The sequence below is a fragment of the Amycolatopsis sp. NPDC051045 genome (assembly GCF_040682955.1).
GTDB lineage: Bacteria > Actinomycetota > Actinomycetes > Mycobacteriales > Pseudonocardiaceae > Amycolatopsis.
Map to the genome: position 1 here is coordinate 223,602 of NZ_JBFBCC010000014.1, position 25,944 is coordinate 249,545.

At 72.5% G+C, this 25,944-nt stretch carries 26 protein-coding genes; 17 read left to right on the plus strand and 9 right to left on the minus strand.

From position 1 onward, the window contains the following. Nucleotides 1–14: 14 nt before the first annotated feature. Nucleotides 15–494 carry a GNAT family N-acetyltransferase gene (locus tag AB0M80_RS29825; RefSeq protein ID WP_364571560.1) on the plus strand — a complete coding sequence of 160 codons (480 nt, stop codon included), beginning with the start codon at nucleotides 15–17 and terminating at the stop codon, nucleotides 492–494. Here AB0M80_RS29825 and AB0M80_RS29830 read toward each other — a convergent pair. Next, on the minus strand, nucleotides 481–1,695 hold the full coding sequence (locus AB0M80_RS29830; RefSeq protein WP_364571562.1) for a glycoside hydrolase family 27 protein: 1,215 nt from the start codon (nucleotides 1,693–1,695) through the stop codon (nucleotides 481–483). The genes AB0M80_RS29825 and AB0M80_RS29830 overlap by 14 nt on opposite strands. A 32-nt stretch (nucleotides 1,696–1,727) precedes the next feature. Between AB0M80_RS29830 and AB0M80_RS29835 the strand changes: the two genes are divergently transcribed. The 3 genes from AB0M80_RS29835 to AB0M80_RS29845 are packed head-to-tail and all read left to right on the plus strand — an operon-like array spanning nucleotide 1,728 to nucleotide 3,801. Further along, a complete protein-coding gene (locus AB0M80_RS29835; protein WP_364571564.1) occupies nucleotides 1,728–2,258 on the plus strand; it encodes a gamma carbonic anhydrase family protein in 531 nt (176 codons plus the stop codon). Nucleotides 2,259–2,288: 30 nt separating this feature from the next. Continuing rightward, nucleotides 2,289–2,966 (plus strand): uracil-DNA glycosylase, encoded by a 678-nt coding sequence (locus AB0M80_RS29840; protein WP_364571566.1) that lies wholly within the window; start codon nucleotides 2,289–2,291, stop codon nucleotides 2,964–2,966. 58 nt (nucleotides 2,967–3,024) lie between these two features. Then, complete coding sequence (locus AB0M80_RS29845; RefSeq protein WP_364571568.1) at nucleotides 3,025–3,801, plus strand: alpha/beta hydrolase; 777 nt, start codon at nucleotides 3,025–3,027, stop codon at nucleotides 3,799–3,801. A gap of 47 nt (nucleotides 3,802–3,848) precedes the next feature. Here AB0M80_RS29845 and rpmB read toward each other — a convergent pair whose 3' ends face one another. Continuing rightward, nucleotides 3,849–4,040 (minus strand): 50S ribosomal protein L28, encoded by a 192-nt coding sequence (gene rpmB, locus AB0M80_RS29850; protein WP_003091970.1) that lies wholly within the window; start codon nucleotides 4,038–4,040, stop codon nucleotides 3,849–3,851. 144 nt (nucleotides 4,041–4,184) lie between these two features. Between rpmB and AB0M80_RS29855 the strand changes: the two genes are divergently transcribed. From AB0M80_RS29855 to AB0M80_RS29865, 3 genes are read left to right on the plus strand one after another with little or no spacing between them, the layout of a single operon-like run. Further along, on the plus strand, nucleotides 4,185–5,765 hold the full coding sequence (locus tag AB0M80_RS29855) for a DAK2 domain-containing protein (RefSeq protein ID WP_364571570.1): 1,581 nt from the start codon (nucleotides 4,185–4,187) through the stop codon (nucleotides 5,763–5,765). A gap of 3 nt (nucleotides 5,766–5,768) precedes the next feature. After that, entirely contained in the window at nucleotides 5,769–7,922 is a 2,154-nt protein-coding gene (gene recG, locus AB0M80_RS29860) for an ATP-dependent DNA helicase RecG (protein WP_364571572.1), read from the plus strand. 53 nt (nucleotides 7,923–7,975) lie between these two features. Then, complete coding sequence (locus AB0M80_RS29865) at nucleotides 7,976–8,389, plus strand: GNAT family N-acetyltransferase (protein ID WP_364571574.1); 414 nt, start codon at nucleotides 7,976–7,978, stop codon at nucleotides 8,387–8,389. Here AB0M80_RS29865 and AB0M80_RS29870 read toward each other — a convergent pair. Continuing rightward, entirely contained in the window at nucleotides 8,349–8,984 is a 636-nt protein-coding gene (locus tag AB0M80_RS29870) for a TetR/AcrR family transcriptional regulator (protein WP_364571576.1), read from the minus strand. The genes AB0M80_RS29865 and AB0M80_RS29870 overlap by 41 nt on opposite strands. A gap of 31 nt (nucleotides 8,985–9,015) precedes the next feature. Between AB0M80_RS29870 and AB0M80_RS29875 the strand changes: the two genes are divergently transcribed. The 5 genes from AB0M80_RS29875 (at nucleotide 9,016) to AB0M80_RS29895 (ending at nucleotide 17,798) form a co-directional block, all read left to right on the plus strand. Then, nucleotides 9,016–10,155, plus strand: coding sequence for an erythromycin esterase family protein (locus tag AB0M80_RS29875; RefSeq protein WP_364571578.1), 1,140 nt, complete (start codon nucleotides 9,016–9,018; stop codon nucleotides 10,153–10,155). A gap of 47 nt (nucleotides 10,156–10,202) precedes the next feature. Further along, entirely contained in the window at nucleotides 10,203–12,542 is a 2,340-nt protein-coding gene (locus AB0M80_RS29880) for a caspase family protein (protein WP_364571580.1), read from the plus strand. Nucleotides 12,543–12,585: 43 nt separating this feature from the next. Further along, on the plus strand, nucleotides 12,586–13,482 hold the full coding sequence (locus AB0M80_RS29885) for a S8 family peptidase (protein ID WP_364571705.1): 897 nt from the start codon (nucleotides 12,586–12,588) through the stop codon (nucleotides 13,480–13,482). Between the two features lie 133 nt (nucleotides 13,483–13,615). Next, complete coding sequence (locus tag AB0M80_RS29890) at nucleotides 13,616–16,993, plus strand: pyruvate carboxylase (protein ID WP_364571582.1); 3,378 nt, start codon at nucleotides 13,616–13,618, stop codon at nucleotides 16,991–16,993. A gap of 16 nt (nucleotides 16,994–17,009) precedes the next feature. Next, nucleotides 17,010–17,798, plus strand: a complete 789-nt coding sequence (locus AB0M80_RS29895; protein WP_364571583.1) for an arginase family protein — start codon at nucleotides 17,010–17,012, stop codon at nucleotides 17,796–17,798. 5 nt (nucleotides 17,799–17,803) lie between these two features. On the opposite strand, the gene AB0M80_RS29900 is transcribed toward AB0M80_RS29895, so the two are convergent. Beyond that, nucleotides 17,804–18,184 carry a GntR family transcriptional regulator gene (locus tag AB0M80_RS29900; RefSeq protein WP_364571585.1) on the minus strand — a complete coding sequence of 127 codons (381 nt, stop codon included), beginning with the start codon at nucleotides 18,182–18,184 and terminating at the stop codon, nucleotides 17,804–17,806. After that, on the minus strand, nucleotides 18,181–18,876 hold the full coding sequence (locus AB0M80_RS29905) for a hypothetical protein (RefSeq protein WP_364571587.1): 696 nt from the start codon (nucleotides 18,874–18,876) through the stop codon (nucleotides 18,181–18,183). The genes AB0M80_RS29900 and AB0M80_RS29905 overlap by 4 nt, the downstream gene beginning before the upstream one ends. A 308-nt stretch (nucleotides 18,877–19,184) precedes the next feature. On the opposite strand from AB0M80_RS29905, the gene AB0M80_RS29910 reads away from it, so the two are divergent. Beyond that, nucleotides 19,185–20,465: a helix-turn-helix domain-containing protein gene (locus tag AB0M80_RS29910; protein ID WP_364571589.1), complete on the plus strand. Its 1,281-nt coding sequence runs from the start codon at nucleotides 19,185–19,187 to the stop codon at nucleotides 20,463–20,465. A gap of 4 nt (nucleotides 20,466–20,469) precedes the next feature. On the opposite strand, the gene AB0M80_RS29915 is transcribed toward AB0M80_RS29910, so the two are convergent. From AB0M80_RS29915 to AB0M80_RS29925, 3 genes are all read right to left on the minus strand, one after another. Beyond that, the gene (locus tag AB0M80_RS29915; protein WP_364571591.1) at nucleotides 20,470–21,417 is read right to left on the minus strand and encodes an AbfB domain-containing protein; all 948 of its coding nucleotides are present in this window, start codon (nucleotides 21,415–21,417) and stop codon (nucleotides 20,470–20,472) included. 12 nt (nucleotides 21,418–21,429) lie between these two features. Next, nucleotides 21,430–21,708, minus strand: a complete 279-nt coding sequence (locus AB0M80_RS29920) for a hypothetical protein (protein WP_364571593.1) — start codon at nucleotides 21,706–21,708, stop codon at nucleotides 21,430–21,432. A 160-nt stretch (nucleotides 21,709–21,868) separates the two neighbouring features. Then, a complete protein-coding gene (locus tag AB0M80_RS29925; RefSeq protein WP_364571711.1) occupies nucleotides 21,869–22,108 on the minus strand; it encodes a hypothetical protein in 240 nt (79 codons plus the stop codon). Between AB0M80_RS29925 and AB0M80_RS29930 the strand changes: the two genes are divergently transcribed. Genes AB0M80_RS29930 through AB0M80_RS29945 form a run of 4 tightly spaced genes read left to right on the plus strand, consistent with a single transcriptional unit; the run spans nucleotide 22,010 to nucleotide 24,405 of the window. Then, nucleotides 22,010–22,294 carry a polyprenyl synthetase family protein gene (locus AB0M80_RS29930; protein WP_364571707.1) on the plus strand — a complete coding sequence of 95 codons (285 nt, stop codon included), beginning with the start codon at nucleotides 22,010–22,012 and terminating at the stop codon, nucleotides 22,292–22,294. The two genes, AB0M80_RS29925 and AB0M80_RS29930, sit on opposite strands and share 99 nt — an antisense overlap. Then, nucleotides 22,185–22,544, plus strand: coding sequence for a hypothetical protein (locus tag AB0M80_RS29935; protein ID WP_364571595.1), 360 nt, complete (start codon nucleotides 22,185–22,187; stop codon nucleotides 22,542–22,544). The genes AB0M80_RS29930 and AB0M80_RS29935 overlap by 110 nt, the downstream gene beginning before the upstream one ends. Then, complete coding sequence (locus AB0M80_RS29940) at nucleotides 22,541–23,506, plus strand: hypothetical protein (protein ID WP_364571597.1); 966 nt, start codon at nucleotides 22,541–22,543, stop codon at nucleotides 23,504–23,506. The genes AB0M80_RS29935 and AB0M80_RS29940 overlap by 4 nt, the downstream gene beginning before the upstream one ends. 14 nt (nucleotides 23,507–23,520) lie before the next feature. Next, a complete protein-coding gene (locus AB0M80_RS29945; protein WP_364571599.1) occupies nucleotides 23,521–24,405 on the plus strand; it encodes a hypothetical protein in 885 nt (294 codons plus the stop codon). Nucleotides 24,406–24,426: 21 nt separating this feature from the next. Here the strand turns inward: AB0M80_RS29945 and AB0M80_RS29950 are convergent, their stop codons facing one another. Further along, on the minus strand, nucleotides 24,427–25,857 hold the full coding sequence (locus AB0M80_RS29950; protein ID WP_364571600.1) for a DUF6801 domain-containing protein: 1,431 nt from the start codon (nucleotides 25,855–25,857) through the stop codon (nucleotides 24,427–24,429). Nucleotides 25,858–25,944 lie beyond the last annotated feature (87 nt).

The window sequence follows — 25,944 nt, forward strand, 5'->3', positions numbered from 1 at the left end:
TAAAGTCGGTGGACGTGAGAATCGTTCCGGTCCCCTACGACCATCCCGACGCGGTCAAGCTCATGGCCGCGGTGCAGCAGGTGTACGTCGAGCGCTACGGCAGCGAGGACGCCACCCCGATGAGCCCGGCGGACTTCGAGCCGCCGCAGGGCCTGTTCCTCGTCGGCTACCAGGGCGAGGAAGCGGTCGCCTGCGGGGCGTGGCGCGCCCACGACGGCCCCGAGCCGGACTTCCAGCCGGGCGACGCCGAATTCAAGCGGATGTACGTCTCCGATTCGGCGCGCGGCCGCGGCTTCGCGCGGATGATCCTGTTCGAACTGGAACGCACGGCGGCGCTGTCGGGGTGCAAGCGTGCCGTCCTGGAGACCGGGACGAAGCAACCGGAGGCGATCGCGCTCTACACGTCGTCCGGCTACGTCGAGATCCCGAACTTCGGTATCTACAAGAACGAGCCGGAAAGCCGCTGCTTCGGCAAGGACCTCACCGAGGGGTGAGCTTCAGCAGGGCCGCGGCATGGGGTCGCAGGGACGCCGAAACGCCGGTTCCGACGTTTTGGTGCGCCCACAGGTCCCGGACGTTCCACGCGCCCGGGAGGTCCGCGGAGACGGTCGCGGCGGTGCTGCCGGTGTTGAGCAGCACCACCGCGAAACCGCCGCCGGTCAACGGTTTCCCCCAAACCTGGTAGCCGGGGCCCGCGTCGAGCTGCCGCCCCTGGCTGCCCGCGAAGTCCTGGTCGACGGCGATCGCTTCGGCGTTGCCCAGCGTCGCGAGGTCGGTTTCGCTCAGCTTCGCCGGGTCGGTGCCGGCGAACAGCGGCGCGTTCAGCACGGCCCAGACGCTGAAGTGCGCGCGGGCCTCGTCGGCGGTGAGCGTGCCGTTGCCGACCTGCAGCATGTCCGGGTCGTTCCAGCCGCCGGGGGAGCCGCTGTGGACCGCGACCACGGCCTGCTGATCGATCGTCGCGAGCACGGAATCCCAGGTCGGGACCAGGTCGTAGGTGGTGCGCCACAGGTTCGCCACCGGCCGCGCCCAGGTCCACGGGCTGGAGACGCCGTACTCGGAGATCGCGTAGACGATCGGGCGGGGCAGCGCGGCCAGTTCGTCGCGCATCTTCTCGAACGCGGCCTTCCGGTCGAGGCCGTCGACGGTGTCGGCGTTGCACCAGTCGTACTTCAGGTAGTCGACGCCCCAGCGGTCGAACGTCTCGGCGTCCTGGCGCTCGTGGCCGAGCGAGCCGATGCCGGACGCCGGGTAGGCGTCGTTCGCCATGGCGCAGGTCCGGCTGCCGGGCACGGCGTAGATGCCGAACAGCAGGCCGCGCGAGTGCACGTAGTCGGCGAGGTCGGCGATGCCGTGCGGGAACCGCTTCGGATCCGCCTGCAGTGCGCCGTCGGCGGCCCGGGTGGGGGCCTGCCAGCAGTCGTCGACGACGACGTACTTGTAACCCGCGTCACGCAGGCCGGTGTCGGCGAGGGCGTCGGCCGCTTGCTTGACGACGTCCTCGGTCAGGTCGTGGCAGCGGACCTGGTTCCAGCTGTTCCAGCCCATCGGCGGCGTCCCGGCCAGGCCGTTCGCGAGTGCCGGTGACACGACCGGCAGGCTGAGGAACCAGGTCAGCACGACGAGGAGGAGCACGAGCGCTGTGCTGCTCGGACGGGTCTTCGGGTTCGCGGCGATGCCGTGATCCAATCGCACGGGAAGTGAAACCGCGGTCACCTGGAGGCGGCATGCCGATCTACGCTCTCGGCTCCCTCGAGCCGACGATCCACCCCGACGCCTACGTCCACCCGGACGCGACGGTGATCGGCGACGTCCGGATCGGTGCTTTCGCGTCGGTGTGGCCGCAGACGGTCCTGCGCGGCGACCACGGGTACATCGAGATCGGCGAGCGCTCGAACGTCCAGGACGGCTGCGTCCTGCACTGCACCCGCCGGCACCCGACGATCCTCGGGCCGTCGTCGGCGATCGGGCACGCGGTGCACGTCGAGGGCGCGACGATCGGCACCGGCTGCCTGATCGCGTCCGGTTCGGTGGTGCTGAACGGCTCGGTGATCGAGGACGGCGGCATGGTCGGCGCGGGTGCGGTGCTGTCGTACGGCTCCCTCGTGAAGACCGGCGAAATCGCGCTGGGCGTGCCGGGGAAGGCGCGGGAGAACAAGTCGTTCAGCGCGGAGAACATCGCCCTCGTCGTCGATTCGTACGTCGAGCGGGCCCAGCGGTTCCGGACCGAACTGCGGCGGCTCGACCCGCTCGGGTGACGCCGGCCACGCCCGGTAAGCTCGCGGGCCGTGACCGCACGACCGCTGCAGGACATCGTCGAGGCAGGCTGGGCGAAAGCCCTCGAACCGGTGGCGCCGCAGGTCGCCGCCATGGGGGAGTTCCTCCGCGCGGAGATCGCCGCGGGCCGGACGTACCTGCCGGCGGGTGAACACGTGCTGCGGGCGTTCAAGCAGCCGTTCCACGACGTCCGGGTGCTGATCGTCGGGCAGGACCCGTACCCGACGCCGGGGCACGCGGTGGGCTTGAGCTTTTCGGTGGCGCCGGACGTCCGGCCGATCCCGAAGAGCCTGGTCAACATCTACAAGGAGTACACCGAGGACCTCGGCCACCCGCTGCCGTCCAACGGCGACCTGACGCCGTGGGCCGAGCAGGGCGTGCTGCTGCTCAACAGGGCGCTGACCGTGCAGCCCGGGAAGTCGAACTCCCACCAGGGCAAGGGCTGGGAAGAGGTCACCGAGCAGGCGATCAAGGCGCTCGCCGCGCGCGCGGAGCCGATGGTGGCGATCCTCTGGGGCCGCAACGCGCGCAACCTGCGCCCGATGCTGGGCGACGTCCCGTGCCTCGAGTCGGCGCACCCGAGCCCGCTGTCGGCGCACAACGGCTTCTTCGGGTCGCGGCCGTTCAGCCGGGCCAACCAGCTGCTCGTCGAGCAGGGCGCGCAGCCGGTCGACTGGAAACTTCCCTGAGGTTCCGTGTCCGGATCGGCGTGACGGCTCCGACCGCGGGTAAACCTTTGGAGGAAGCATGAACGTCACTTCGGCCGACGGCACGTCGATCCACTTCGAACAGCGCGGCGACGGCCCGCCGGTGATCCTGGTCGGCGGCGCGTTCAACGACCGGACGACCGTGGCCGGCCTGGCCGACGTGCTGGCCGAGGACTTCACGACGATCGCCTACGACCGGCGGGGCCGCGGTGACTCCGGCGACTCGGCCGAGTACGCCATCGAGCGTGAGATCGAGGACATCGCGGCCTTGATCGCGCACGTGGGTGGGACGGCGTCGGTGTTCGGGCACTCGTCGGGGGCGGTCCTGGCCCTGGAAGCGGCCGCGGTGGGCCTGGCGATCGACAAGGTGGTGGCGTACGAGCCGCCGTACGCGACCGACGAACACCCGCGGGCCGACGTGCTGGACGAGGTGCGCTCGCAGCTGGCGGCAGGCGACCGCGACGGCGCGGTGGCGACGTTCCTGCAGGTCGCGGGCACGCCGGCGGAGATGATCGAGGGGATGAAGCAGGCCCCGGTGTGGGGCTGGTTCACGGCGCTGGCGCCCACGCTGCCGTACGACCTGACGATCTGCGGCCCGGGAGCCCGCATCCGCGCGGAGCACTTGGCGCGCGTCTCGGTCCCGACCTTGGTGATCGGCGGCGGCGCGAGCGACGAGGCACTCCAGTCAGGCGCCCGCGCGGCGGCCGCGGCGGTCCCGGGCGCGCGTCACGAGACGCTGGCAGGCCAGGACCACGGGGTGCTGCAGTTCCCGGAGACGCTCAAGCCGTTGCTGACCGGCTTCCTCAAGCGGACATGAAAATGGCGGGTGCTCCGGAGAGCGCCCGCCATTCCAAACTTCTCGCCTCAGCCGCGAACGACCTTGCCCGCCTTGATGCACGAGGTGCACACGTTCAGGCGCTTGCGCTGGGACACGCCCACCTTGGCGTGGACGGTCTGGATGTTCGGGTTCCACCGGCGGTTGGTACGGCGGTGGGAGTGCGAGACCGACTTACCGAAGCCGGGTCCCTTGCCACAGACGTCGCACACGGCAGCCACGTCGAACTCCTTTGGATCTGGGTCATAGCTGAGACATAAAAACGAGCCCGGATGCACTGGGCAACTCGACCATAGTAACCAGTGCGTTCCCGGGGTTCGGCACCGGGTCGATACGCTGCCGGAGGACCGGTCAGGAGGTTACGGGTGCGGGTGCTGGACGCGGCGGCGGTGTCGGCGTGGGCGGCGGGCTGTGTACACAGTCTCGCGAGCCTTCGGCCGGCCATCGACGAGATCAACGTCTACCCCGTCGCCGACTCCGACACCGGCTCCAACATGCTCTTCACGATGACCGGCGCGGCCCGGGAACTCGGGAAATCCGCGCCCGGAACCGCCGCCGGCGCGCTGAAGATCCTCGCGCGCGGCGCCGTCGCGTCGGCCAAGGGCAACTCCGGGGTGATCCTCTCCCAGGTCGTGCGCGGGCTGGCCGACGCCGCCGACACCGAACAGCTCGACGGTCCGTGGCTGGCCAAGGCGCTGGGCCGAGCCGACGAGGCCGCCACCGGCGCCGTCAGCCGCCCGGTCGCCGGGACCATCCTGACCGTCCTGCACGCCGTTGCCCTCGCCGTCCGCGGCGAAACACGAACGCTCGGCGAGGTCGCCCAGGCAGCCGCGAAGGAAGCCGCGTACGCGCTCGAGAAGACGCCCGAGCAGCTGCCCGCGCTGGCCAGGGCCGGGGTCGTCGACGCGGGCGCGCGCGGCCTGGTCGCGGTGCTCGACGCGCTGGTCGGCGTGCTCACCGGCGCCCCCATCGAGCAGGAACACGCCCTCGAAGCCCACGCGGTCGCCCAAACCGACGCCTACGCCTGGGAGGTCATGTACCTCCTCGACGGCGTCGACGAAACGAGCCTGCCCACCCTGCGCAAGGAGCTGAGCGGCCTCGGCGACAGCGTCACGGTGGCTGGCGACGGCTCGGGCAGCCACGCCGTGCACGTCCACTGCGCCGACATCGGCGCCGCCATCGAGGCCGGGCTCGCGCTGGGCCGCCCGCGCCGGATCCGGGTCGAGCCGCTGCTCACGCCGACGCCGATCGAACCTGGCGGCGGGATCGACCGCACGGTCGTCGCCGTCGTCCACGGCGGGGCGCTGGCCGAGCTGCTGCGCGCCGAAAGCATCCCGGTGCTGGCCGTGCCCGAAGGCGGGACGCCGAGCGTCGAGGACATGATCGGCCTGCTCAACGAGGCCGCCGGGCGGCACGTCACGGTCCTGCCCGGCAGCGTCGGGCTCACCGCGGCGGCCGACACCGCCGCCGGGCACGCGATGGCCGCCGACCGGGACGTCGTGGTCATCCCGTGCGCGTCGCCGGTGCAGGTGCTGGCCGCCCTCGCGGTGCACGACGCCGGGCGCCGCACCAACGACGACGTCGTCGCGATGGCCGAAGCGGCCGCCGCGACCAGGCGTGGCGAACTGCGGATCGCGCAGGAGGAGTCGCTAACCTGGGTGGGCCGGGCCCAGTCCGGCGACGTGGTCGGCCTGGTCGACGACGAGGTGGTGCTGATCGAGCCGGCCCCCGCGTCCGAGACGAACCTGGTGGCGGCCGCGATGAAGGTGCTGAACCGGATGCTGGCGCTCGGCGGGGAGCTGGTGACCGTGCTGAGCGGGGCGGCGGCCCCGCCCGGGGTCGCCGAGAAGCTCGCGGAGCAGCTGCGGGTGGAGCACCCGGAGGTGGAGCTGACCAGCTACGCCAGCGGCCAGGCGGACGCCGTGCTGCTGATGGGAGTCGAATAGCGGATGGCCGGACTGCGCGACAAGCTGCCGTTGCTGCTGGGCGCCAAGACGGCGAAGGCGCTCGCCACGGCGTTGGACATCGAGACGGTCAGCGACCTGCTGCGCCACTACCCGCGCCGCTACGCCGAGCGCGGGGAGCTCACCGACATCGCCGGCCTCGAGCTGGGCGAGCACGCCACCGTGCTGGCGCGCATCGAAAAGGTGAGCAAGCGGCGGATGAAGGCCCGCAACGGCACCATCCTCGACATGGTGATCACCGACGGGAAACGTCGGCTCACCTGTGCCTTCTTCAACCAGGCCTGGCGCGAAAAGGACCTGGTCCCCGGCAAGACCGGCCTGTTCGCCGGCAAGGTGTCCGCCTTCCGCGACACCCTGCAGCTGACCAACCCCGAGTACGAGCTGTTCGACGCCGAGAACGAAGCCGAGGCGATGGACAACTTCCTCGCCGCGATCATCCCGGTGTACCCGGCGGCGCAGGGCATGCCCACGTGGTCGATCGCCAAGTGCGTGCGCCAGGTCCTCGACGTCCTCGAAGTCGACGACGACCCGATGCCCGCGGAGCTGCGGCGGCTGCACCGATTGGCCGACCTCGACAACGCGCTGCGCGGCATCCACCGCCCGGAGAACTGGGCGCACCTGGAGGCGTCGAAGAAGCGGCTCAAGTGGGACGAAGCCATGGCCGTCCAGCTGATCTTCGCGCAGCGGCGCTACTCGGCCGTCTCGCGCCCGGCGAAGGCCAACCCGCACGTCAGCGGCGGCCTGATGGACGCCTTCGACAAGCGGCTGCCCTTCGACCTCACCGCGGGCCAGCGCGGGATCGGCGACGAGATCGCCGCGGACCTGGCCACCGACCACCCGATGAACCGGTTGCTGCAAGGCGAGGTCGGCTCCGGCAAGACGGTCGTCGCGCTGCGGGCGATGCTGCAGGTCGTCGACAACGGGCGGCAGGCCGCGATGCTCGCGCCGACCGAGGTCCTCGCGGCGCAGCACGCGCGGTCGTTGCGGGAGATGCTCGGCGACCTCGGCCAGGGGGGCGAGCTGGGCGCCGCGGAGAACGCCACCCGCGTCACGCTGCTCACCGGGTCGATGGGTGCCAAGGAGCGCAAGAAGGCGCTGCTGGAGATCGTCAGCGGGGAAGCGGGCATCGTCGTCGGCACGCACGCGCTGATCCAGGACCACGTCGAGTTCGCCGACCTCGGCCTCGCCGTCGTCGACGAGCAGCACCGGTTCGGCGTCGAGCAGCGGGACGCGCTGCGCACCCGCGGCGCCGGCGACACCAGCCCGCACGTGCTGGTGATGACCGCGACGCCGATCCCGCGCACGGTCGCGATGACCGTGTACGGCGACCTGGAGGTGTCCGCGCTGCGCGAGATGCCGGTCGGTCGGTCGCCGATCTCGACCACGGTCGTGCCGGTGGCCGAGAAACCGGCCTGGTTCGACCGGATCTGGCAGCGCGTCCGCGAGGAGGTCGGCAAGGGGCACCAGGCCTACGTCGTCTGCCCGCGGATCGGCGACGAGCCGCCGTCGGACAAGAGCGACAAGCGGCCGCCGCTCGCGGTCCTCGACGTCGCCCCCGAGCTGGAGAACGGTCCGCTCCAGGGCCTGAAGATCGGCGTGCTGCACGGCCGGATGCCGCCCGACGACAAGGACGCCGTGATGCGGGCGTTCTCGGCGGGCAAGCTGGACGTCCTGGTGGCCACCACGGTCATCGAGGTCGGCGTGAACGTGCCGAACGCGACCGCGATGGTGATCATGGACGCCGACCGGTTCGGCGTCAGCCAGCTGCACCAGCTGCGCGGCCGCGTCGGCCGGGGCAGCGTGCCGGGACTGTGCCTGCTGGTCACCGAGGCCCTCGACGGCACGGCGACGCGCGAGCGGCTGGCGGCGGTCGAGTCGACCACCGACGGCTTCGAGCTGTCGCGGCTGGACCTGGAACTGCGCCGGGAAGGTGACATCCTCGGCGCTGCGCAGTCCGGGAAGCGGTCCACGCTCAAGCTGCTGTCGCTGCTGCGGGACGAAGACGTCATCGCCGAGTCGCGGGCCCGCGCGCAGGAGATCGTCCAGCAGGACCCGGACCTGCAGGAGTACCGCGGCCTGGCGCAGCTGGTCGCCGATGTCGTCGACGTCGACCGCGCGGAGTACCTGGAGAAGAGCTGACCTCGGTCCGCGCCGCCACGGTCGCCGACGCCCCGGCGATCGGCGAGGTGCACGTGGCGTCGTGGCGCGCGGCGTACGCGGGCCTGCTGCCGGAGGGCTTCCTCGCGCGCCTTTCGGCCGAAGAGCGGGCATCTTCGTGGGAGCAGCGCATCGCCGAGGGCGCCGGGCAGGTGCTGGTGCTCGAGGAGGGCGGCGTCGTCGCGGGCTTCGCCGCCTTCGGGCCTTCGCAGCTGTACGCGCTGTACCTGCTGCCGGAGTTGTGGGGCCTCGGTCTGGGCCGGGCCCTGCACGACCGGGTCGTCGAAGGGATGTCCGGCGACAGCGCCGTCCTGTGGGTGCTCGCGGCCAACGAGCGGGCGAAGGCCTTCTACCTGAGGCAGGGTTGGCGGCCCGACGGTGAAACCGGGACCGAGATGCTCGACGACGTCACGCTGGAAGTGGTGCGGTTCCGTCGTTCGCTGCCGTGAACACCCCGGCTTTGGCTGCCGCGGCGGCCGCTGCCGCGGCGACTCCGGCGTCCTGCGGCGTCACGCCTTCCCGGGAGACGAACAGGCGGTAGAAGACCGGACCGCAGGCCACGCGCACCGGCTCCACGGGATCGGTGCCGGGTGGGACTTCGCCGCGCTCGATCGCCCGGGTCACGGCGGCCGCCGAACGGGCGTGGCGGTCGACGTAGAACTCGCGCAGGGCGTCGGCCGCACGCGGGGAGAGGAAGGCCGCCGAGATCGACGCCGTCGGCAGCTCGCGCTCGCCCGGGGTGGTGAAGTAGCGCACCAGCTCCAGGTTGATGGCGCGCAGGTCGCCTTCGAGGGAACCGGTGTCCGGTACGGCCCACTCCTGCTCGGCGCCCATCAGCAGGGCGGCCGCGACCAGGCCTTCGGCGGATTCCCAGCGGCGGTACAACGTCGTCTTGTGGACGCCGGAGCGTTCGGCGACGGCCTCGACGGTCAGCTCCGCGTACCCGCGTTCGCCGAGCAGCTCCAGCGTGGCGTTGAGCGCGGCGAGGCGGGTCCGCTCGGTGCGGCCGCCCGGGCGCTTCGTCCCGGAAATCTCGGTTGCCAACTGCTACTCCTGTTGCGTTAGTGTGCTCAGTATGTCAGATCCCATCGCCATAGCTGCCATCGCCGAGCTGATCGGCGACGCCGAGGTCGTCGCGATCGGCGAGAACAACCATCACATCCGCGAGTTCGGCGTGCTGCGCGACCGCCTCCTCCGGCACCTGGTCTCCGAGCGGGGGTTCACCGTCCTCGGCTTCGAAGGCGGTTTTCCCGAAGGGCACCTGGTCGACACGTGGCTGCAGGGTGGTCCTGGCGAGGTCGCCGACATCGCCAGGGACAGCTTCACCTTCGGCCTCGGCGACTCGGCCGAGGTGCACGAGATGCTGACGTGGCTGCGCGGCCGGGGTGTCCGGTTCTTCGGGCTCGACGTGCCGAGCTCGGCGGGTTCGCCGGTGCCCGCGCTGCAGGCATTGCGTGAACACGTCCTGCGGGTGGACCCGGCCAACGTGTCCCTTGTGGACAATGCCATCTCCGCGTGCGAGCCGTACGCGTCGGTGAGCAGCGCGGTCGCGCCGGGTCGTTACGGGGCGATGAGTCCTGAAGCACGGGATGCGGCGACGACGGCGTTGACCGTCCTGAAAGGACACGTGGAGTCCCTCGGTTACGGTGCCGTCCCCGCGCACCACGCGGACGGTGCCCTGCGCGTCGACCTGTACCTGCGGGAGCTCGACGCACTGATGGCGGGACGCGCGCCCGAGCCGCAGAGTTCGTCGCGGGACACGTACATGGCGGCCACCGTGCGGCTGCTGCGACGGCAGTTCCCCGGCGAGAAGATCGTCCTGATGATCCACAACGGACACCTCCAGCGCGTCCCGTTCTCGCCGATGCCGGGCATGACGGCGCCGTCGGCGGGCACGCTCCTGGCCGCCGAACTGGGGGAGAAGTACTTCGCCCTCGCGCTGACCGCTGTCTCCGGAACGACGACCGGCCTGGTGCCCGACGAGGCTGCGCCGCTCGGCTTCCGGATGTTCGAGCAGGCTCTCGGGGAACCGGCGGAAGGCAGCGTCGAGGCGGTCCTCGCCGAGCAGGCGCCTTGCCTGGTCTCGCATCCGGCGGCGTCGAGCATCCGGCACGCGCACATGACGCCGTCGGTGGACGTCGCGGCCGCGTGGGACGCCGTCGTCTGCCTGGAGAAGCAGGAAACGATTTTCGGGGCCGGCGCCGGACAGGTGTGACCGTTCGGCTGATTGCCGCAGCGGGGACATGGGCGTTGGCTACCGGTATGGCCGGGCGCAGGCGCGCGTTGATCGTCGCCAACGGCGAGTACGACAACGCGGGGCTGCAGCGGCTGGGCTCGCCCGCGGCGGACGCCGACGCCCTGGCCGGGGTGCTCGCCGACCGGGCGATCAGCGACTTCGACGTGCAGGTGGTCCGCAACGAGACCGCGCACGTCGTGCAGGCGGAGATCGAGGACCTCTGCGCCGAGGGCCGGCCCGACGACGTCCTGCTGCTGCACTTTTCGTGCCACGGCCTGAAGGACGACTCCGGCGGGCTGTACTTCGCCGCCCGCAACACCCGGCCCGACCGGCTCCGGTCCACGGCCGTGCCCGCGCAGTTCGTGCAGCAGTGCATCCGGCAGAGCCGCTCGCGCAGCATCGTGCTGCTGCTGGACTGCTGCTACGGCGGGGCGTTCGGGCAAGGGGTGGCGGTCCGGGCCACGGGCGACGCGAACGTGCTCGACAGCTTCCGCGGCGGCCGCGGCCGGGCGGTCATCACGGCGTCGAACTCGATCGAGTACGCCTTCGAGGGCGCGCGGCTGGCGGAAGGCCAGCCCGCGCAGCCGTCGGTGTTCACCTCGGCGCTGGTCGAGGGGCTGCGCACCGGCGAGGCCGACCGCGACGAGGACGGCTGGATCGCCCTCGGCGAGCTGTACGAGTACCTGTTCGACCGGGTCCGCGAGCGCAACCCGAAGCAGACACCGAGCCGCGACATCGAGATGCAGGGCGAGCTGTACCTGGCGAAGAGCCGGCGGCGCCGGATCAAGCCGTCCCCCGTGCCGGCCGACCTCTCGGCGGCGATCGGGGCGGAGAACCCGTTCACCAGGCTGGGTGCGGTGGCGGAGCTGCGGCGCCGGCTGTCGAGCGACAACCTGCCGGTGGCGTTGGGGGCGTTCGAGTCCCTGAAGACGATGGCGGCCACGGACATCGAGCACGTGGCCGCGGCGGCTTCGGACGCGCTGGGGTCCGCGGTGGTCCGGGTCGACGTGCCGGTGGTGCGCTTGTCGGCGGTGCCGGGCGCGGTGGCGTCCGCGACGGTCCGGGCGGTCGGGCCGCCGGTGGCGCGGGAGGTGCGGTTCGAGGCTTCGCACCCGTGGATCGGGGTGGCCGAGGTGGCCGGCGGGGCGGAGCTGACGGTCACGGCCGGGGAGGCGGGGGTACGGCGCGGCAAGGTCGTGGTGAGCGGGCCGACCGGGGACGTGGTGGTCGCGGTGGAGATCGAGGCACTGCCGCTCCCGGAGCCGGTCCGGGAGCCGGAGCCGGTGGTCGCGCCCGAACTGGTGGCTGCCGAGCCGCAGCCGGAGCCGGTGGCGGCTGCCGAGCCGGAGCCGGAGCCGGTGGTCGCGCCCGAGCCGGTGGCGGCTGCCGAGCCGGAGCCACAGGTCGCGCCCGAGCCGGCGGTCCCGGAGCCGGAGCCGATGGTCGCACCCGAACAAGGGGCAACGGCGCCTGAGCCAACGGGACCAGCGGAGCCGGGGACCGAGCCAGTCGCCGCGGCATCCCGGCCCGTGGCCGCCGAGCCGGAGGCCGCCGGCCCGGCCGGCGCCGTCGATCCCGTCGGTGGGTTCGCCGGCGTCCTCGCGATCGCCGGCACCGTCTTCGCGGTCACCGGCCTCCCCCTGAGCTACCGCTACGACAGCTACTTCCTCAGCGACTACCGGCCCGGCATGACGACCTACGTCCTCGTCGTCGCCGCCTGCGCGCTGCTCGCCGGGATCCTCGCCCTCGTCCCGCGGACGCGCTCGCGGACCGGGCCCGCGCTGCTGTTCGGTGCCGGGCTGGCCGCCCTCTTCGGGCTCCTGCGCTTCCTCGGCGAGGCAGTCACCCTCGCCGACGGCTCGGGCACCGGACTGAGTGCCGGTTACACCTTCCAGCTGCTCGCGCACCTCGCGTGGGTGGTCGCCGGGGCCGGCGCCCTCGCGGCGCTGCGCCGGAACCCGGCGGTCGCCTTGCACGTCCAGCGGGTGCGGGACTGGCCCGCGTGGGTGGCGATCCTGCTCGGCGTGACGGCCGCGGGCGCCTGGATCGTCCAGCTCGGCGAGCTGAGCGCCTACGACCTCAGCGACGGTGGCCGCGCCGCCGCCTATTTCCTGCTCGGTGCGCTGCTGGCCGTCGCTGTTCCGCTCGTCGCCGTCCTGCTGTACCCGCGGCCGGTCGGCTGTGCCGTGCTGGCCACCGGGACCGCCGGGCTGTTCGGCGTGCTGGCGCCGACCTTCGCCGCCGTCCTCGAGCACTCTTCCCTGACGCTGGCGGGGCAGTCGATCGCCGTGGTGGCCCTCGTCCTGCTGGCGATCGACACCGTGGTCCTCGCCCGGCGGAATCAACCGAACGGGCGACAGCCCTGAGTTGTCGTGCCGGCACCGCCGGGGTACCACGACGATCATGAAGATGCTTCTCGCGGCTGTGGCGCTCGTGCTCGCCGGCCCGGCCCCGGCCGCCGCCGAGGGTGGGGTGCAGCCGGATCCGCCCGGCTGGGGGCTGGACCGGATCGACCAGCGGAGCGGGCTCGACCACACCTACCACTACGCGAGCGACGCCTCGGGCGTCACGATCTACGTGATCGACAGCGGCGTCGACGCGAAGCACCCCGACTTCCAGGGCCGGGTCGCGCCCGGGCGCGACTTCCTGAACGGCGGCGCCGACACCGCCGACCCCAACGGCCACGGCACCCGCCTCGCCGGCATCGCCGCGGGCAAGGACTACGGCGTCGCGAAGGGTGCGCAGATCGTGCCCGTGCGCGTGCTCGACAAGGATGGCGGCGGCGCCATCGACCAGATCATCGCGGGGATCGACTGGGTCGCGCAGAACGCCCAGCAGCCCGCGGTCGCCGTCCTCGGCATCGGCGGCGCACCGAACAACCGGCTCGACGCCGCGGTGAAGCGGCTGGCCGAGGTGGTGCCGATCGCCGTGCCCGCCGGCAGCGAGACGGCCGACGCGAGCGGCTTCTCGCCGGGCCGGGTGCCCGAGGCGCTGACCGTCGCGGCCTCCGACGCCCAGGACCGGCCGGACAAGACGTCGAACTCCGGCCAGGACGTCGACCTGTACGCCCCGGGCGCCGACATCCCGGGCCCCGTCGCGGGCGGCACGGGCGCGGGCCCGGAGTCCGGCACGTCGATGGCGGCGGCGTTCGCGGCCGGCGTGGCGGCGCTGTACCGCGCGCAACACCCCGAAGCCACCCCTGACCAGGTGGACCAAGCGCTTGTTCAGGCGGCGACCCCGGACGTGCTCACCGGCGTTCCGGGCGGCACGGCCAACCGGCTGCTTTACGCGCCGCCGGGATCCTGAGAAGCTGCCCGGACTCCTTCCCGGCGAATCTTTCCACGCGCATGATGTCCATCACCTGGTACGGAACTCCCGCAGAGCGGGAAGAACCGGGTAACGTGCGTTGACTTACCGATCCAAGAGGGAAGGACCGGGCATGTTCCGCAAGGTTCTGGTGGCCAACCGCGGGGAGATCGCGATCCGGGCGTTCCGCGCCGGCTACGAACTCGGTGCCGGGACGGTCGCCGTGTTTCCGCACGAAGACCGCAACTCGCTGCACCGGCTGAAGGCCGACGAGGCGTACGAGATCGGCGAACCCGGTCACCCCGTGCGCGCCTACCTCTCGGTCGACGAGATCGTCGCCGCGGCGAAGAAGGCCGGGGCCGACGCCGTCTACCCCGGTTACGGCTTCCTCTCGGAGAACCCTGACCTCGCGCGCGCGTGCGAAGAAGCGGGGATCACCTTCGTCGGGCCGAGCGCCGACATCCTCGAGCTCACCGGGAACAAGGCCCGTGCGGTCAAGGCCGCGCGCGAGGCCGGCGTGCCGGTGCTCGGCTCGTCCGAGCCGTCCAGCGACGTCGACACGCTGGTCGCGGCCGCGGAAGAGCTGGGCTTCCCCATCTTCGTGAAGGCCGTCGCGGGTGGTGGCGGGCGCGGGATGCGCCGCGTCGAGGACCCCGCCCTGCTGCGCGAGTCCATCGAGGCCGCCGCGCGCGAGGCCGAGTCCGCCTTCGGCGACCCGACCGTCTTCCTCGAGAAGGCCGTCGTCGAGCCGCGGCACATCGAGGTGCAGATCCTCGCCGACGGCGCGGGCAACGTCATCCACCTCTACGAGCGCGACTGCTCGGTGCAGCGGCGCCACCAGAAGGTCGTCGAGCTCGCCCCGGCGCCGAACCTCGACCCCGGCCTGCGCGACCGGATCTGCGCCGACGCGGTCAAGTTCGCCCGGCAGATCGGCTACCGCAACGCCGGCACCGTCGAGTTCCTGCTCGACAAGCAGGGCAAGCACGTCTTCATCGAGATGAACCCGCGCATCCAGGTCGAGCACACGGTCACCGAAGAGGTCACCGACGTCGACCTCGTGCAGTCCCAGCTGCGGATCGCGGCCGGCGAGACCCTCGACGACCTCGGCCTGAGCCAGGACAAGATCTACCTGCGCGGCGCCGCGCTGCAGTGCCGCATCACCACCGAAGACCCGGCCAACGGCTTCCGCCCGGACACCGGGATGATCTCCGCCTACCGCTCGCCGGGCGGCTCGGGCATCCGGCTCGACGGCGGCACCGCCTTCTCCGGCACCGAGATCAGCGCGCACTTCGACTCGCTGCTGGTGAAGCTGACCTGCCGTGGCCGCGACTTCAAGACCGCCGTCGGCCGCGCGCGCCGCGCCGTCGCCGAGTTCCGGATCCGCGGCGTCGCCACGAACATCCCGTTCCTGCAGGCCGTGCTCGACGACCCGGACTTCCGCGCCGGCCGCGTCACGACGTCGTTCATCGAACAGCGCCCGCACCTGCTCACCGCCCGGCACTCCGCCGACCGCGGCACGCGGCTGCTGACCTACCTCGCCGACCAGACGGTCAACAAGCCGCACGGCGAGCGCCCGAAGACCCCGGACGCCACCCTCAAGCTGCCGAAACTGCCGAAGGACGCCCAGCCGGCGCCGGGCTCGAAGCAGAAGCTCGCCGAGCTGGGCCCGGCCGGGTTCGCGCAGTGGCTGCGGAAGTCGCCGCACATCGGCGTCACCGACACGACGTTCCGCGACGCGCACCAGTCGCTCCTCGCCACCCGTGTCCGCACGAAGGATCTCCTGGCCGCGGCGCCGGTCGTCGCGAACACCCTCCCCGCATTGCTGTCGCTGGAGTGCTGGGGCGGCGCGACCTACGACGTCGCGCTGCGGTTCCTCGCCGAGGACCCGTGGGAGCGGCTGGCCGCGCTGCGTGAGGCCGTGCCGAACATCTGCCTGCAGATGCTGCTGCGCGGGCGCAACACCGTCGGGTACACGCCGTACCCGACCGAGGTGACGAACGCCTTCGTCGAAGAAGCCACGAAGACCGGCATCGATATCTTCCGGATCTTCGACGCGCTCAACGACGTCGAGCAGATGCGCCCGGCCATCGAAGCGGTGCGCGAGACCGGCTCCGCGGTCGCCGAGGTGGCGCTCTGCTACACCTCGGACCTGTCGGACCCGGGCGAAAAGCTCTACACGCTCGACTACTACCTCAAGCTGGCCGAGCAGATCGTCGGCGCCGGGGCGCACGTCCTGGCGATCAAGGACATGGCCGGGCTGCTGCGCGCGCCCGCGGCGACCAAGCTGGTCACCGCGCTGCGCAAGGAGTTCGACCTGCCGGTGCACATCCACACCCACGACACCGCGGGCGGCCAGCTGGCCACCTACCTCGCGGCGATCAACGCGGGCGCGGACGCCGTCGACGGCGCGGTGTCGTCGATGGCGGGCACGACGTCGCAGCCGTCGCTGTCGTCGATCGTGGCGGCCACCGACCACTCCGAGCGCACGACCGGGCTGGACCTGGGCGCGATCGGGGACCTGGAGCCGTACTGGGAGAGCGTGCGCAAGATCTACGCGCCGTTCGAGGCCGGGCTCGCCTCGCCGACCGGGCGCGTCTACCACCACGAAATCCCCGGCGGGCAGCTGTCGAACCTGCGTACCCAGGCCATCGCGCTGGGCCTGGGCGACCGGTTCGAGGACATCGAGGCGATGTACGCCGCGGCCGACAAGATCCTCGGCCACCTGGTCAAGGTGACGCCGTCGTCGAAGGTCGTCGGCGACCTCGCGCTGCACCTGGTCGGCGCGGGCGTGTCCCCGGCGGACTTCGAGGCGGAGCCGAACAAGTTCGACATCCCCGACTCGGTGATCGGCTTCCTGCGCGGCGAGCTCGGCGACCCGCCCGGCGGCTGGCCGGAGCCGTTCCGCACCAAGGCCCTGGAGGGCCGCGCGGCCGCGAAGCCGGTCGTCGAACTGTCCGAAGAGGACCGCTCCGCGCTCGCCGCGGAACCCCGCCGGACGCTCAACCGGCTGCTGTTCCCCGGGCCGACCAAGGAGTTCGAGGCGCACCGCGAGGCCTACGGCGACACGTCGGTGCTGCCCAGCAAGGACTTCTTCTACGGGCTGCGGCCGGGGGAGGAGTACCAGGTCGACCTCGAACCGGGGGTGCGGCTGATCATCGAGCTGGAGGCGATCGGCGAGGCCGACGAGCGCGGCATGCGCACGGTGATGTCGACCCTCAACGGCCAGCTGCGGCCGATCCAGATCCGCGACCGGTCGATCGCGTCGGACATCCCGGCGACCGAGAAGGCGGAGAAGGGCAACCCGAAGCAGATCGCGGCGCCGTTCGCCGGGGTGGTGACGCTGCAGGTCGCCGAGGGCGCCACGGTCGAAGCCGGGGCGACGGTCGCGACGATCGAGGCGATGAAGATGGAGGCGTCGATCACCGCGTCGACCGGCGGCAAGGTGGGCCGGCTGGCGATCACTTCGGTGCAGCAGGTCGAGGGCGGTGACCTTCTGCTGGTCCTCGAATGACCGCTAGCATCGCCGGATGCTGATCAACGCGGTACCGCAACGGCAGGGCGCGGTGGGACCGCGCGCCGCGGAGCTCCCGGACGGTTGCGTGGCGCTCGCGGAGCTGGCCGGGCACGTGCTCGGCCGGCCCGTCCACCACGTCCGGCAGACGCGTTCGGTGTCCGGAGTGGAGGGTGGCGTGGCTTCCCGGGCCGAGCTGACCGGGGCGAACCGCGCGGCGCAGCTGGCGGCGCTGGAGGCACCGGGTGGACCGGTCCTGACGATCGGCGGCGACTGCGGTGTCGAGCTGGTGCCGATCGGCGTGGCCCGGTTCCGGCACGGGCCCGGGCTGGGCGTCGCGTGGTTCGACGCCCACCCGGACCTGAACACGGCCGAGACGTCCCCGTCGGGCGCGTTCCACGGGATGGTGCTGCGGTCGCTGTTCGGCGAGGGCGACCCGGAGTTCGCGGCTGCTCCGGCGTTGTCACCCGGGAAGGTGGCGTTGGCCGGGACGCGGGTGTTCGACCCGGAGGAGCGGGCGGCGGTTTCCCGTGGTCTGGTGGTGGAGTCGTTCGACGCGTTGACGGGCGTGGAGAAGCTGTACGTCCACGTGGACCTGGACGTGCTGGATCCGGGGGAGTTCGCGGGGGTGAACTACCCGGAGCCCGGCGGCTGGACGATCCCCGGGCTGGTGACGGCCCTCGACGCGTTGTCCGGCTTCGACGTCGTGGGCGCGGGGATCACGGAGTGCGTGGGCACGCCTCGCGAAGTCGAGGTCCTGGAACCGGTCCTGGCCGCCGTCGGCCGCCTGCTCGACTCCCGCTGAGCACCTCACCCCACCCGGGTGGGCCCTTCGCCGTAGGCGGCGCGGACGGCGTCCAGGGTGGTGTTCAGGTCCGCGCCGAGGTCGCGGGCGTGGGCGGCGAACTCCGCGGCCGCCGCGTTGAGCAGGGCCGTGCGGTCCGGGCGATCCGACGGCACCGTCACCACCGTCCCGCGGGCCCGGGCCGTCGCCACCCAGCCCGCCGCCTCCAGCTCGCGGTACGCCCGCGCCACCGTTCCCGAGGCCAGGCCCAGGTCGCGCGCCAGCTGGCGGATCGGCGGCAGCCGGGTTCCCTCGGGCAGGGCGCCCGTCGTGACCGCCCGGATCACCTGGTCGTGCACCTGCCGCCAGGGCGCCAGGCCGTTGTCGGTGTCGACGACGATCTTCACGCGGGTGCCGGGAGCCGTTTCACCGGCGCCGTGACCGCCAGGAACGCCGCCAGGCCGGCCGCGACCGCCAGGAACGAGACGAGGTTCCCGGTCGGCCAGCCGATCACCGTGCAGGCGCCGATGCCCAGCCCGATCGCCACGCGCGCGCTGCGGCAGCGCAGCGCCAGGTCGGCGCGCGGGTCGCCGACCGCCGGACGGCGCACCGCGAGCAGCGTGATCGCCGCGCTGACCAGCACCGTGGCCACGGCCACCGCGAGCAGCCGCCACTGCGCCGTCAGCCCCAGGTGCACCATCGACCCGGCCGCCGCCAGCCCGCCGAGCACCAGCACCCACACCGGCACGATCCCCAGCAGCGTCCGCGGGGCCAGCACGGCTTCCCGGCGCGGGCCGCGGGCCGGGCGCTGGGCCAGCAGTTCGGCGACCAGGCCGCCCAGCAGCAGGGTCGGGAAGAGCGTGCCCGCCGCGGTGTCGTCGAGCACCGGCGGGATCGCCAGGAACAGCCACGGGTACCAGAGGCGGCGCCGCTTCAGGTACCGGACGGCCAGCGCGACCTCCGCGTCGTCCGGATCGGGCACGCCCCACCGCTTCAGCAAGCGCTTACCGTGCTTGGCACCCGGCCAAAGCACGATCAGGATCGCCAGGCCGAACAGACCCATGATCAAGGCGACTCCGAGCACGTTGTCCCACGGCATGCCGTACCTCCTCGCTTGTATCAAGCACACGGTACAAGAACCCGAAGGTAACCGCAGCGTCGGGCGCTCGTTGACGGTTCGCCCGTTCGTACGCACGTTTTTGAGCAGTCGGCGGGGCGCTTGTCACGCACTGGCAGCCAAGCCTGGTGAACTTGTCACCGTGATGACAAGAAATCGGTTTTCCTTCACGGGTGTGACACGTTTGGCGTTAGTTTTTCGATGTGTCCGTTGTCACCCCGCAACAGGCGCGGGGTGTCCGGCCGCGGGTGCCCCCGGCCGGAATCACGGGGCGGAGCGAAGGAGCTGCAATGTCGGTGGAGCGCGGATTCGATCACGCTGCCCCGCCACCGGCCGCACTGCCCCGCAAGCTGGCCGACATCCTGCGGCCCGAGCTGGCCAGCCTCGCGGCCGAAATCGTCGACGAGATCCGCGCGACCATCCCCGCCTACGCCCGCCCCCTCGACGGGCCCTACGGCAAGTCGATCCGGGCCGGCGTCGAATACGCGATCACGCTGTTCGTCGCGCAGATCGCCGATCCCACGGTGTCGAAGGAACAGTCCCACGAGGTGCACCACCGGCTGGGGCAGAACGAAATGCGCGAAGGCCGCAGCCTCGACACGCTCCAGTCGGCCTACCGGGTCGGCGCGCGGGTCTCGTGGCGGCGGATCATGCGCGTCGGACGGCGAAGCGGCCTTTCGTCGGCGGTGATGTCCCAGCTGGCCGACGCGATGCTGGCGTTCATGGACGAGCTCGCGTCCGTCGCGCTCGACGGCTACCTGGAGGCGAAGGCGCGCACGGCGGGAGCGCTGGACACCTGGCGCCGCAAGCTGCTCCACCTGATCCTCGAGACGCCGCCCGCGTCGCCCAAGGCGATCGCCGAGCTGGCGCAGCTGATCGGCTGGCCGGTGCCGTCCGACGCCACCCCGGTGGCGATCTGCCCGGCCGACGGCGTCGCCCCGGCCCGCCGCCACGCCGGCCTGGACGCGGACGTCCTCGCCGAGCTCGACACCCCCGACCCGAAACTGGTCGTCCCCGGTGAACTGAGCGGTCCCCGGCTGGCGGCCCTGCAGGTGGCGCTGCCGGACTGCCGCCTGGCGATCGGCCCGTGCGTCCCGATGGCCTCGGTCGCGGATTCCCTGCGCTGGGCCCGGAACGCGCTGCAGCTGGCCGAGCGCGGCGTGCTGGCGCCCCGCCCGGTGCTGCGCGCCGAGGAGCACCTGGCGACGCTGCTGGTCAACTCCGACACCGGCCTCGTCGGCACGCTGCGGCACCGCCTGTTCGCCCCGCTGGCGGACATGACGGGCAAGCAGCAGGAGCGGCTGCTGGAGACGCTGCGGGCGTGGCTGGACAGCCAGGGCAACGTGGTGGAGATCGCGGAGCGCCTCGGCGTCCACCCGCAGACGGTCCGCTACCGCATGCGCCAGCTGCAGGCGACGTTCGGCGAAAGCCTGCGCGACCCGGCCGCCCGCTTCGAGATGGAGCTGGCGCTGCGCGCGGGCGCGGCTCCGCTGCCGCTGCGGTACCCGGTCAGCGAGCTGCTCCCGTCGCCGCGGTCGGGTGGCTCACGTCCACAGTGGACGCCGCAGTAGCCGGTCACGGCACGTCCACCTGCCAGGACGCGCCCGCCGCGTAGCCGTTCGGCGTGTCATACGGGTGCTGGCCGCTGGAGTCGGCCGCCCACACCTGGGTGGTGTACTGACGCAGGAACTTGCTCCGCGTGCTGAACGACTCCAGCGTGACGCCGGTGCCGGAGAGCCCGGCCTTCGAGCACCAGGTCGCGTCGGCGCGGAACCGGTCGGTTCCGTCGGACGCGGCGAGCACCACGCGCAGCTCCTGCCGGCGCAGGTAGTACTCGGGGTGCGCCACCGATTCGAAGGAGTGGCACGTCGAGTCGGCCTTGCCGGGCACGATTCGCCACGCCGTGTCCGCGCCGGTTCCCGCGCCGACGACGGCGTCGGTCAGGCCGCGCAGGTACCAGCCGGAAGCGCCGGGGCTCTGCGAGCGGACGGACTGGACCAGCGCCGCGTCCTCGTACTGGCCGAGCCGCAGGAAGCGGTCGACGTCGTCGTCCGTGCCCGCCATGGCGGTGTTCGCCCCGGCGACCAGGGCGGGGTGCACGCGGCTTTGCTCGGCGCGCGTCCGCAGCTCGAACAGCAGCCGCCGGTCCGCCTCGCCCTTCTTCCGGATCCAGGTGAACCAGTCCTGCAGGTTCGCGCTGTGGATCCCGGTGCCGATGTACGCCTTCAGCTGCGCCTCGTCCATCGTCCGCAGGGCGCGCTCGGCCGCCGCCCGCACCTCGGTGCCGGTCGCCCGTTGCCACAGCGCGAACACGAAGTTCCGGTCGGTGAGGATCAGGAGATCGGGACCCGCGACGATGCCGATCTCCTGCGCCGCGCGGACCTTGTCCTCCTGGGTCGCGGACCGGGGCGCGTCGGCCGTGACCGCGGCGGCGGCCGGGGGAGCCGCCACCGGGGCCACGGTCCGGAGCAGGGCGAGAGCCGCGGCGCCCGCCGCGAGCGCCGGCCGGGTTCTGCCTGTCATCGTCGGGCTCCTTCAGCTCGCCGGGTACACGGTCGCCACGCCGGTGGCGGTGTCGTAGTCGATGCGGCCGCGCTCGAACGTGCTGCGGCGGCCGCCGGGGATGGCGACCTCGTCGGAGGTCGGGTAGCCGAGCGTGGACTTCTCCCCGCCGAGGGAGAGCCACTTGGTGCGGATCGCGCCGAGCACGGCGTGCGCGCCGGCGCGGTCGATCGAATAGATCGAGCCGCCACCCGCGAAATTCCTGAACCGGCCTGCCTTGTCGGAGGTGCAGGCCTCGTCGGTGACCGGCACGCCCAAGCACCGGGTGCCCGCCGAGGCGCAGGTAGACGGCCAGGATTTCGGGGGACGCGCAAGCTGAGCCCCGCCCGGTCGTCAGCGGGTGGACCGCGCCACCGCGGCTCCAGTAGCTGCGGAAGGCGACCTGCCCGGGCGGTCTCGAAGTCGACGAGACCTATCGGTTCTCCTCGCGGTGACCGCGGCCGCGGACCCCGTCCGGTACCACCTCGCCCGGCTCGTCGGCGGGCTTTCCGCGCCGCTGCGTGACGCCGTCAGCGGGCTCGTCGACCGGCCCGGCAAGCTCCTGCGGTCCCGGCTGCTCACCGCCTGCGCCGGGTTCGGGCGGCCCGACGCCGGGCGGGTGGCACGGCTCGGCGCGGTCGTCGAGCTGGTGCACCTGGCCTCGCTGGTGCACGACGACGTGATCGACCGGGCGGCGATCCGGCGGGGCGGGCCCGCCGCCCACCGGACGGCCGGGCCGGAAACTGGCCGTGCTCGCCGGGCTCGCCTGTCTGTCGGCAGCCGGGACCGAGGCTGCGGACCTCGGCGAAGGTGTCGCCACCGCGGTGAGCCGGACCGTGGCCGAGCTCGCCCACGGTGAGCTGCTCGACGTCGGACGGGGCTTCGACACCGGGCTGTCCCTGCCGGACTACGTGGACCTCGTGCGGCGCAAGACCGGTGTGCTGTTCCGGCTGCGGGAGCTGGTCACCGCGCACGGCGGGCTGCGGGCTGCGGGCCGCGCGCACGCTTGCCGGTGTCCACTTCGGACACGCGCTGGGTGCGCGGGTCGTACGCCGGACGGTCACGCGCGCCGGGCGCTGGCCGGGATGCTCGAAGCGAGCCGCTCTTGAGCCACGTCGTCGTGGTCGGCGCCGGACCGGCCGGTGCGGTGGCCGCCGCCGTGCTGGCCCGCGGCGGAATGCCCGTCGTGCCGGTCGGGCGCGAAGACCGGGAGCCGCGGTACGACGTCCTGCTCAGCGGACCGGCGCGGGAGATCCTGCGCTCGATCGGCGTGGCCGTCGATGACTGGCCGGTGCTGCCGGTGACGATCGCGTTCGACGCCGCCACTTCCCACGCCGTGCCCGAAGCCGGGTACGCCGTTGTGGACAGTTCCGAGTTCGGCGACGCCCTGCGGGAGCACGCCATCCGGTGCGGTGCCGACTACCGGGCGACGGTGCCGGAGGCCCCGCACGTGGTGCTGGCCGGCGGCGCGGGGCACCTCGGCGATCCGCCGGACGGCATCGCGGTGAGCTGCGCGCGGAGGTTCGCCGGGCCCGTCCCGGGGGACCGGGTCGTGCTCAGGTTGCTCGCCCCGCCCGCGGACGACCCGCGAGGGCGGCCTCGCTGTGCCTGGCTCGCTCCGGTGCCGGGCGGGTGCACGATCGGCGCGTCGGCCTTGGGTGCTGTGCTCGCCGGGGACCTGATGGCCGAGGCGGTGGCGGCTTTGGCCGAGCTCGATCCTCGCGTGCGGGAGTGCGTCCCGGACGGCCCGGTGGCTGCCGGTCCGTTGTCGTGCGCGTTCAGCCCCGGCTCGGCGGCCGGGCCGGGCGGGCTGCGGGTCGGGGACGCGGCGGGCCTGGCCAACCCGTTCACCGGCGAGGGACTGAGCGGGGCCGTCCCATCGGGACGCTGGCCGCGCGAGCCATCCTGTCCACGCCGGACGATCCGGCCGCCGCGCGCCGGGAATACGAGCGGCTGCTGGCGGCCGCGTTCGTCGGCTACTTCGAGACCGCGCGGCACGCGGCCCGCCGGTACCACCTGGCCTGGCGCGTGCTCGCGGCCGGCGCGGGCAGTGAGCACCCCTTCTACGTGAAGGGACGCCGGGCCGTGGTGTTGCCGGAAGGCGCATCTGCGCTCGCCGGAGCCGAACCCCTGGACCTGCCGCTTGCCACCCGGGTCCGGTTGCTGCCGTTCCTCGCTGCCTGTGACGAAGTGTGCCTGTCGCTCGTCCGGGGCGATTGGCCGTTCCTGGCTCGGATGTTCACGGCCGACCGGGAAGAGAAGCTGCTGCTGCGGCCCGCGATCGGGTTCTTCGCGGCCCTCGTGGCGGGCGGGGACGCCCCGGCGCGCGGAGACGCGACCGTTGCCGCGGCCATCGAACTCGCCACGCTCGGCGCGCTGGCCTTCCTGGGCCCCTCGGTCACGCCACGGGACGTGCGGGGGGTGGATGGGGAGTCCGCGACGACCGTACTCGCCGGGGACTACCTGCTGGGCCAGGCGTCCCGGCTGATCGCCGAGGCCGCGCCCGAGCTGTCCTGGTCCTTCTCGGACTGGCTGGGCGAGCTGGCCTCGCTGCGGGCGGCGGTCGTGACGACCGGCACGGGCGCGGAAGCCGTCTTCGCGTCAGTGTTCGAGTTCCCGCTGCGTATCGGCGCGGCCCTCGGCGGCGCGGACGCCGAGACGTTCCGGTCCTGCGGCGCGGCCCTGGGCAGGCTGTTCCTCCGCGTCGAGGACGTCTTGGCCCTGCGGGGCGACCGGACCCGGCTCGACACCACGCTCACCGACCTGCTCGACGGCCGGATCTCGGCCCTGCCCGAGCTGCTCGCCGTGCCGGTCCTGGAGCCCAGGCCCTTCCACCGCACGCTCTCCGGGTGGCTGTGGCGGCCGCGAAGGAGGCTTTCGCCGAGTTCGCGCACCGGTGCGACCAGCTCACGGACTCGTTCGCCCGTAGCCTGCTGGGCGCCGTCGGGGCTTGGGCGGCCGCTCCGGTGAAGGCTCCGTGACCCGGACAGCTCAGCGGCCCTTGCGGAAAACCTCCGCCGGGATCGGCGCGACCGGCGGGCAGTTGCGGTGGTCGGCTTCCTGGCACAGCGGGATGATCGTCAGCCGCGCCGAGGCCTGGTTGCCGGGGCCCGCGTTCTGGCCGGTGAACAGGGAACTCAGCTTCTCCGCCGCACCGCAGTTCTTGAACGGGGGCAGGGTGAAGCCCCGGAACTTCGGATCGGGGTTCGCCGGGTCGGTGGCGATCAGACCGCCGGTGAACGGGTCGTATTCGCCGATCATGTCGATCGCCATCGGCGTCTCCGACACGCAGTCCGGACCGGCGTCCAGCGGGACACCGTTCACCTTGACGTCGCTCAGCCGGGAGACCACGTCCAGGTGGTTGCGCAGGAGCCCGTCGAACAATGTGCCGAACGAGTGAATCATCGTGCTGCGCCGGTAGTCGACCGGCAGGAACTCCACGGTCGCGCTGATCGGCAGGAACCCGTAGCCGAGGTAGGACACCGTGACCGGGGCGAAGGCCAGCTCACCGGTGACCTCGCTGCGGAGAGGGAACCCCGCGGAGTCGACGATGCGGAACCAGACGGCGTTGGCCAGCACGGCCGGCTTGCTGCGGATCACGGCGCCGGTCTTGGCGATCGTGGACGTGTTGTCGACCTGGTTCGGCTGCAGCGGCAGCACCTGCGTGGTGGTGTCGTCCGGCGGCGGCTCCTCGTCCAGCAGGGAGTGCTTCTGCGGACCGGTGGTCCGCGGACCGGGCGTGGATTTCTTCTCCGGTGCGGGCTTGCCCGCGGGCGAGGTGGCGGCCGCGAGCACCGGGACAGCGCCGAAGGAGAGGTCCTGGCCGCCGTCGGTGGTGCAGGTCACCTGCTCGGCGGGCTGGTCCGGTGGCGCGCCCGTGGGGCCGAGGGCGAGTTTCGGCGCGGTCACCCGGATCCGCAGCACCCCGGCGGTGGACGGGGAGAAGGCGGGGAGTTTCCCGGTGGCGACCAGCGAGAGATCACCTTCCGCGGGCAAGCCGGTGGCCGCGATGGTCATCGGGACGGTGAGAGTGTCCTTGACCTTCCCCTGCTCCAGCAGCAACTGGAAGGTCAGTCCGCCTTCGAGGGTGCCGGCGGTGCCGAGCAGCTGCTGCGCGGCGGCGCGCGGCAGGGAAAACGTCACGACCGGCTCGTCGATGGTCACCGGTTGCCCCACGGTCATCGAGGCGGGCAGCGACGCAGTCGTCTTCACGGCGAGTTCGAGCGGCCCGACGGGATCGGCGAACGGGCACGTCGTGGCCAGCGTTTTGGTCAGTTCGTGCCGTCCGGACGCCGCGGCGCCGTCCGGTTCGCCGGGCGCGGCCGATCCGGTACCGGTGAACGCGCCGGTGGTGACCGACACCGCACACGCCAGCGCGATCGCGCCGTGGGTCGCCGTCCGCCGGGTCAGCCGTGAGGCCATGCCGTGCTCCTGTCCGTGCCGCTGGGGAACGAACCGTAGGGATGGCCGGGGCCCCGGCCATCCCTACGGTCCTGCTTCACCCGGTGA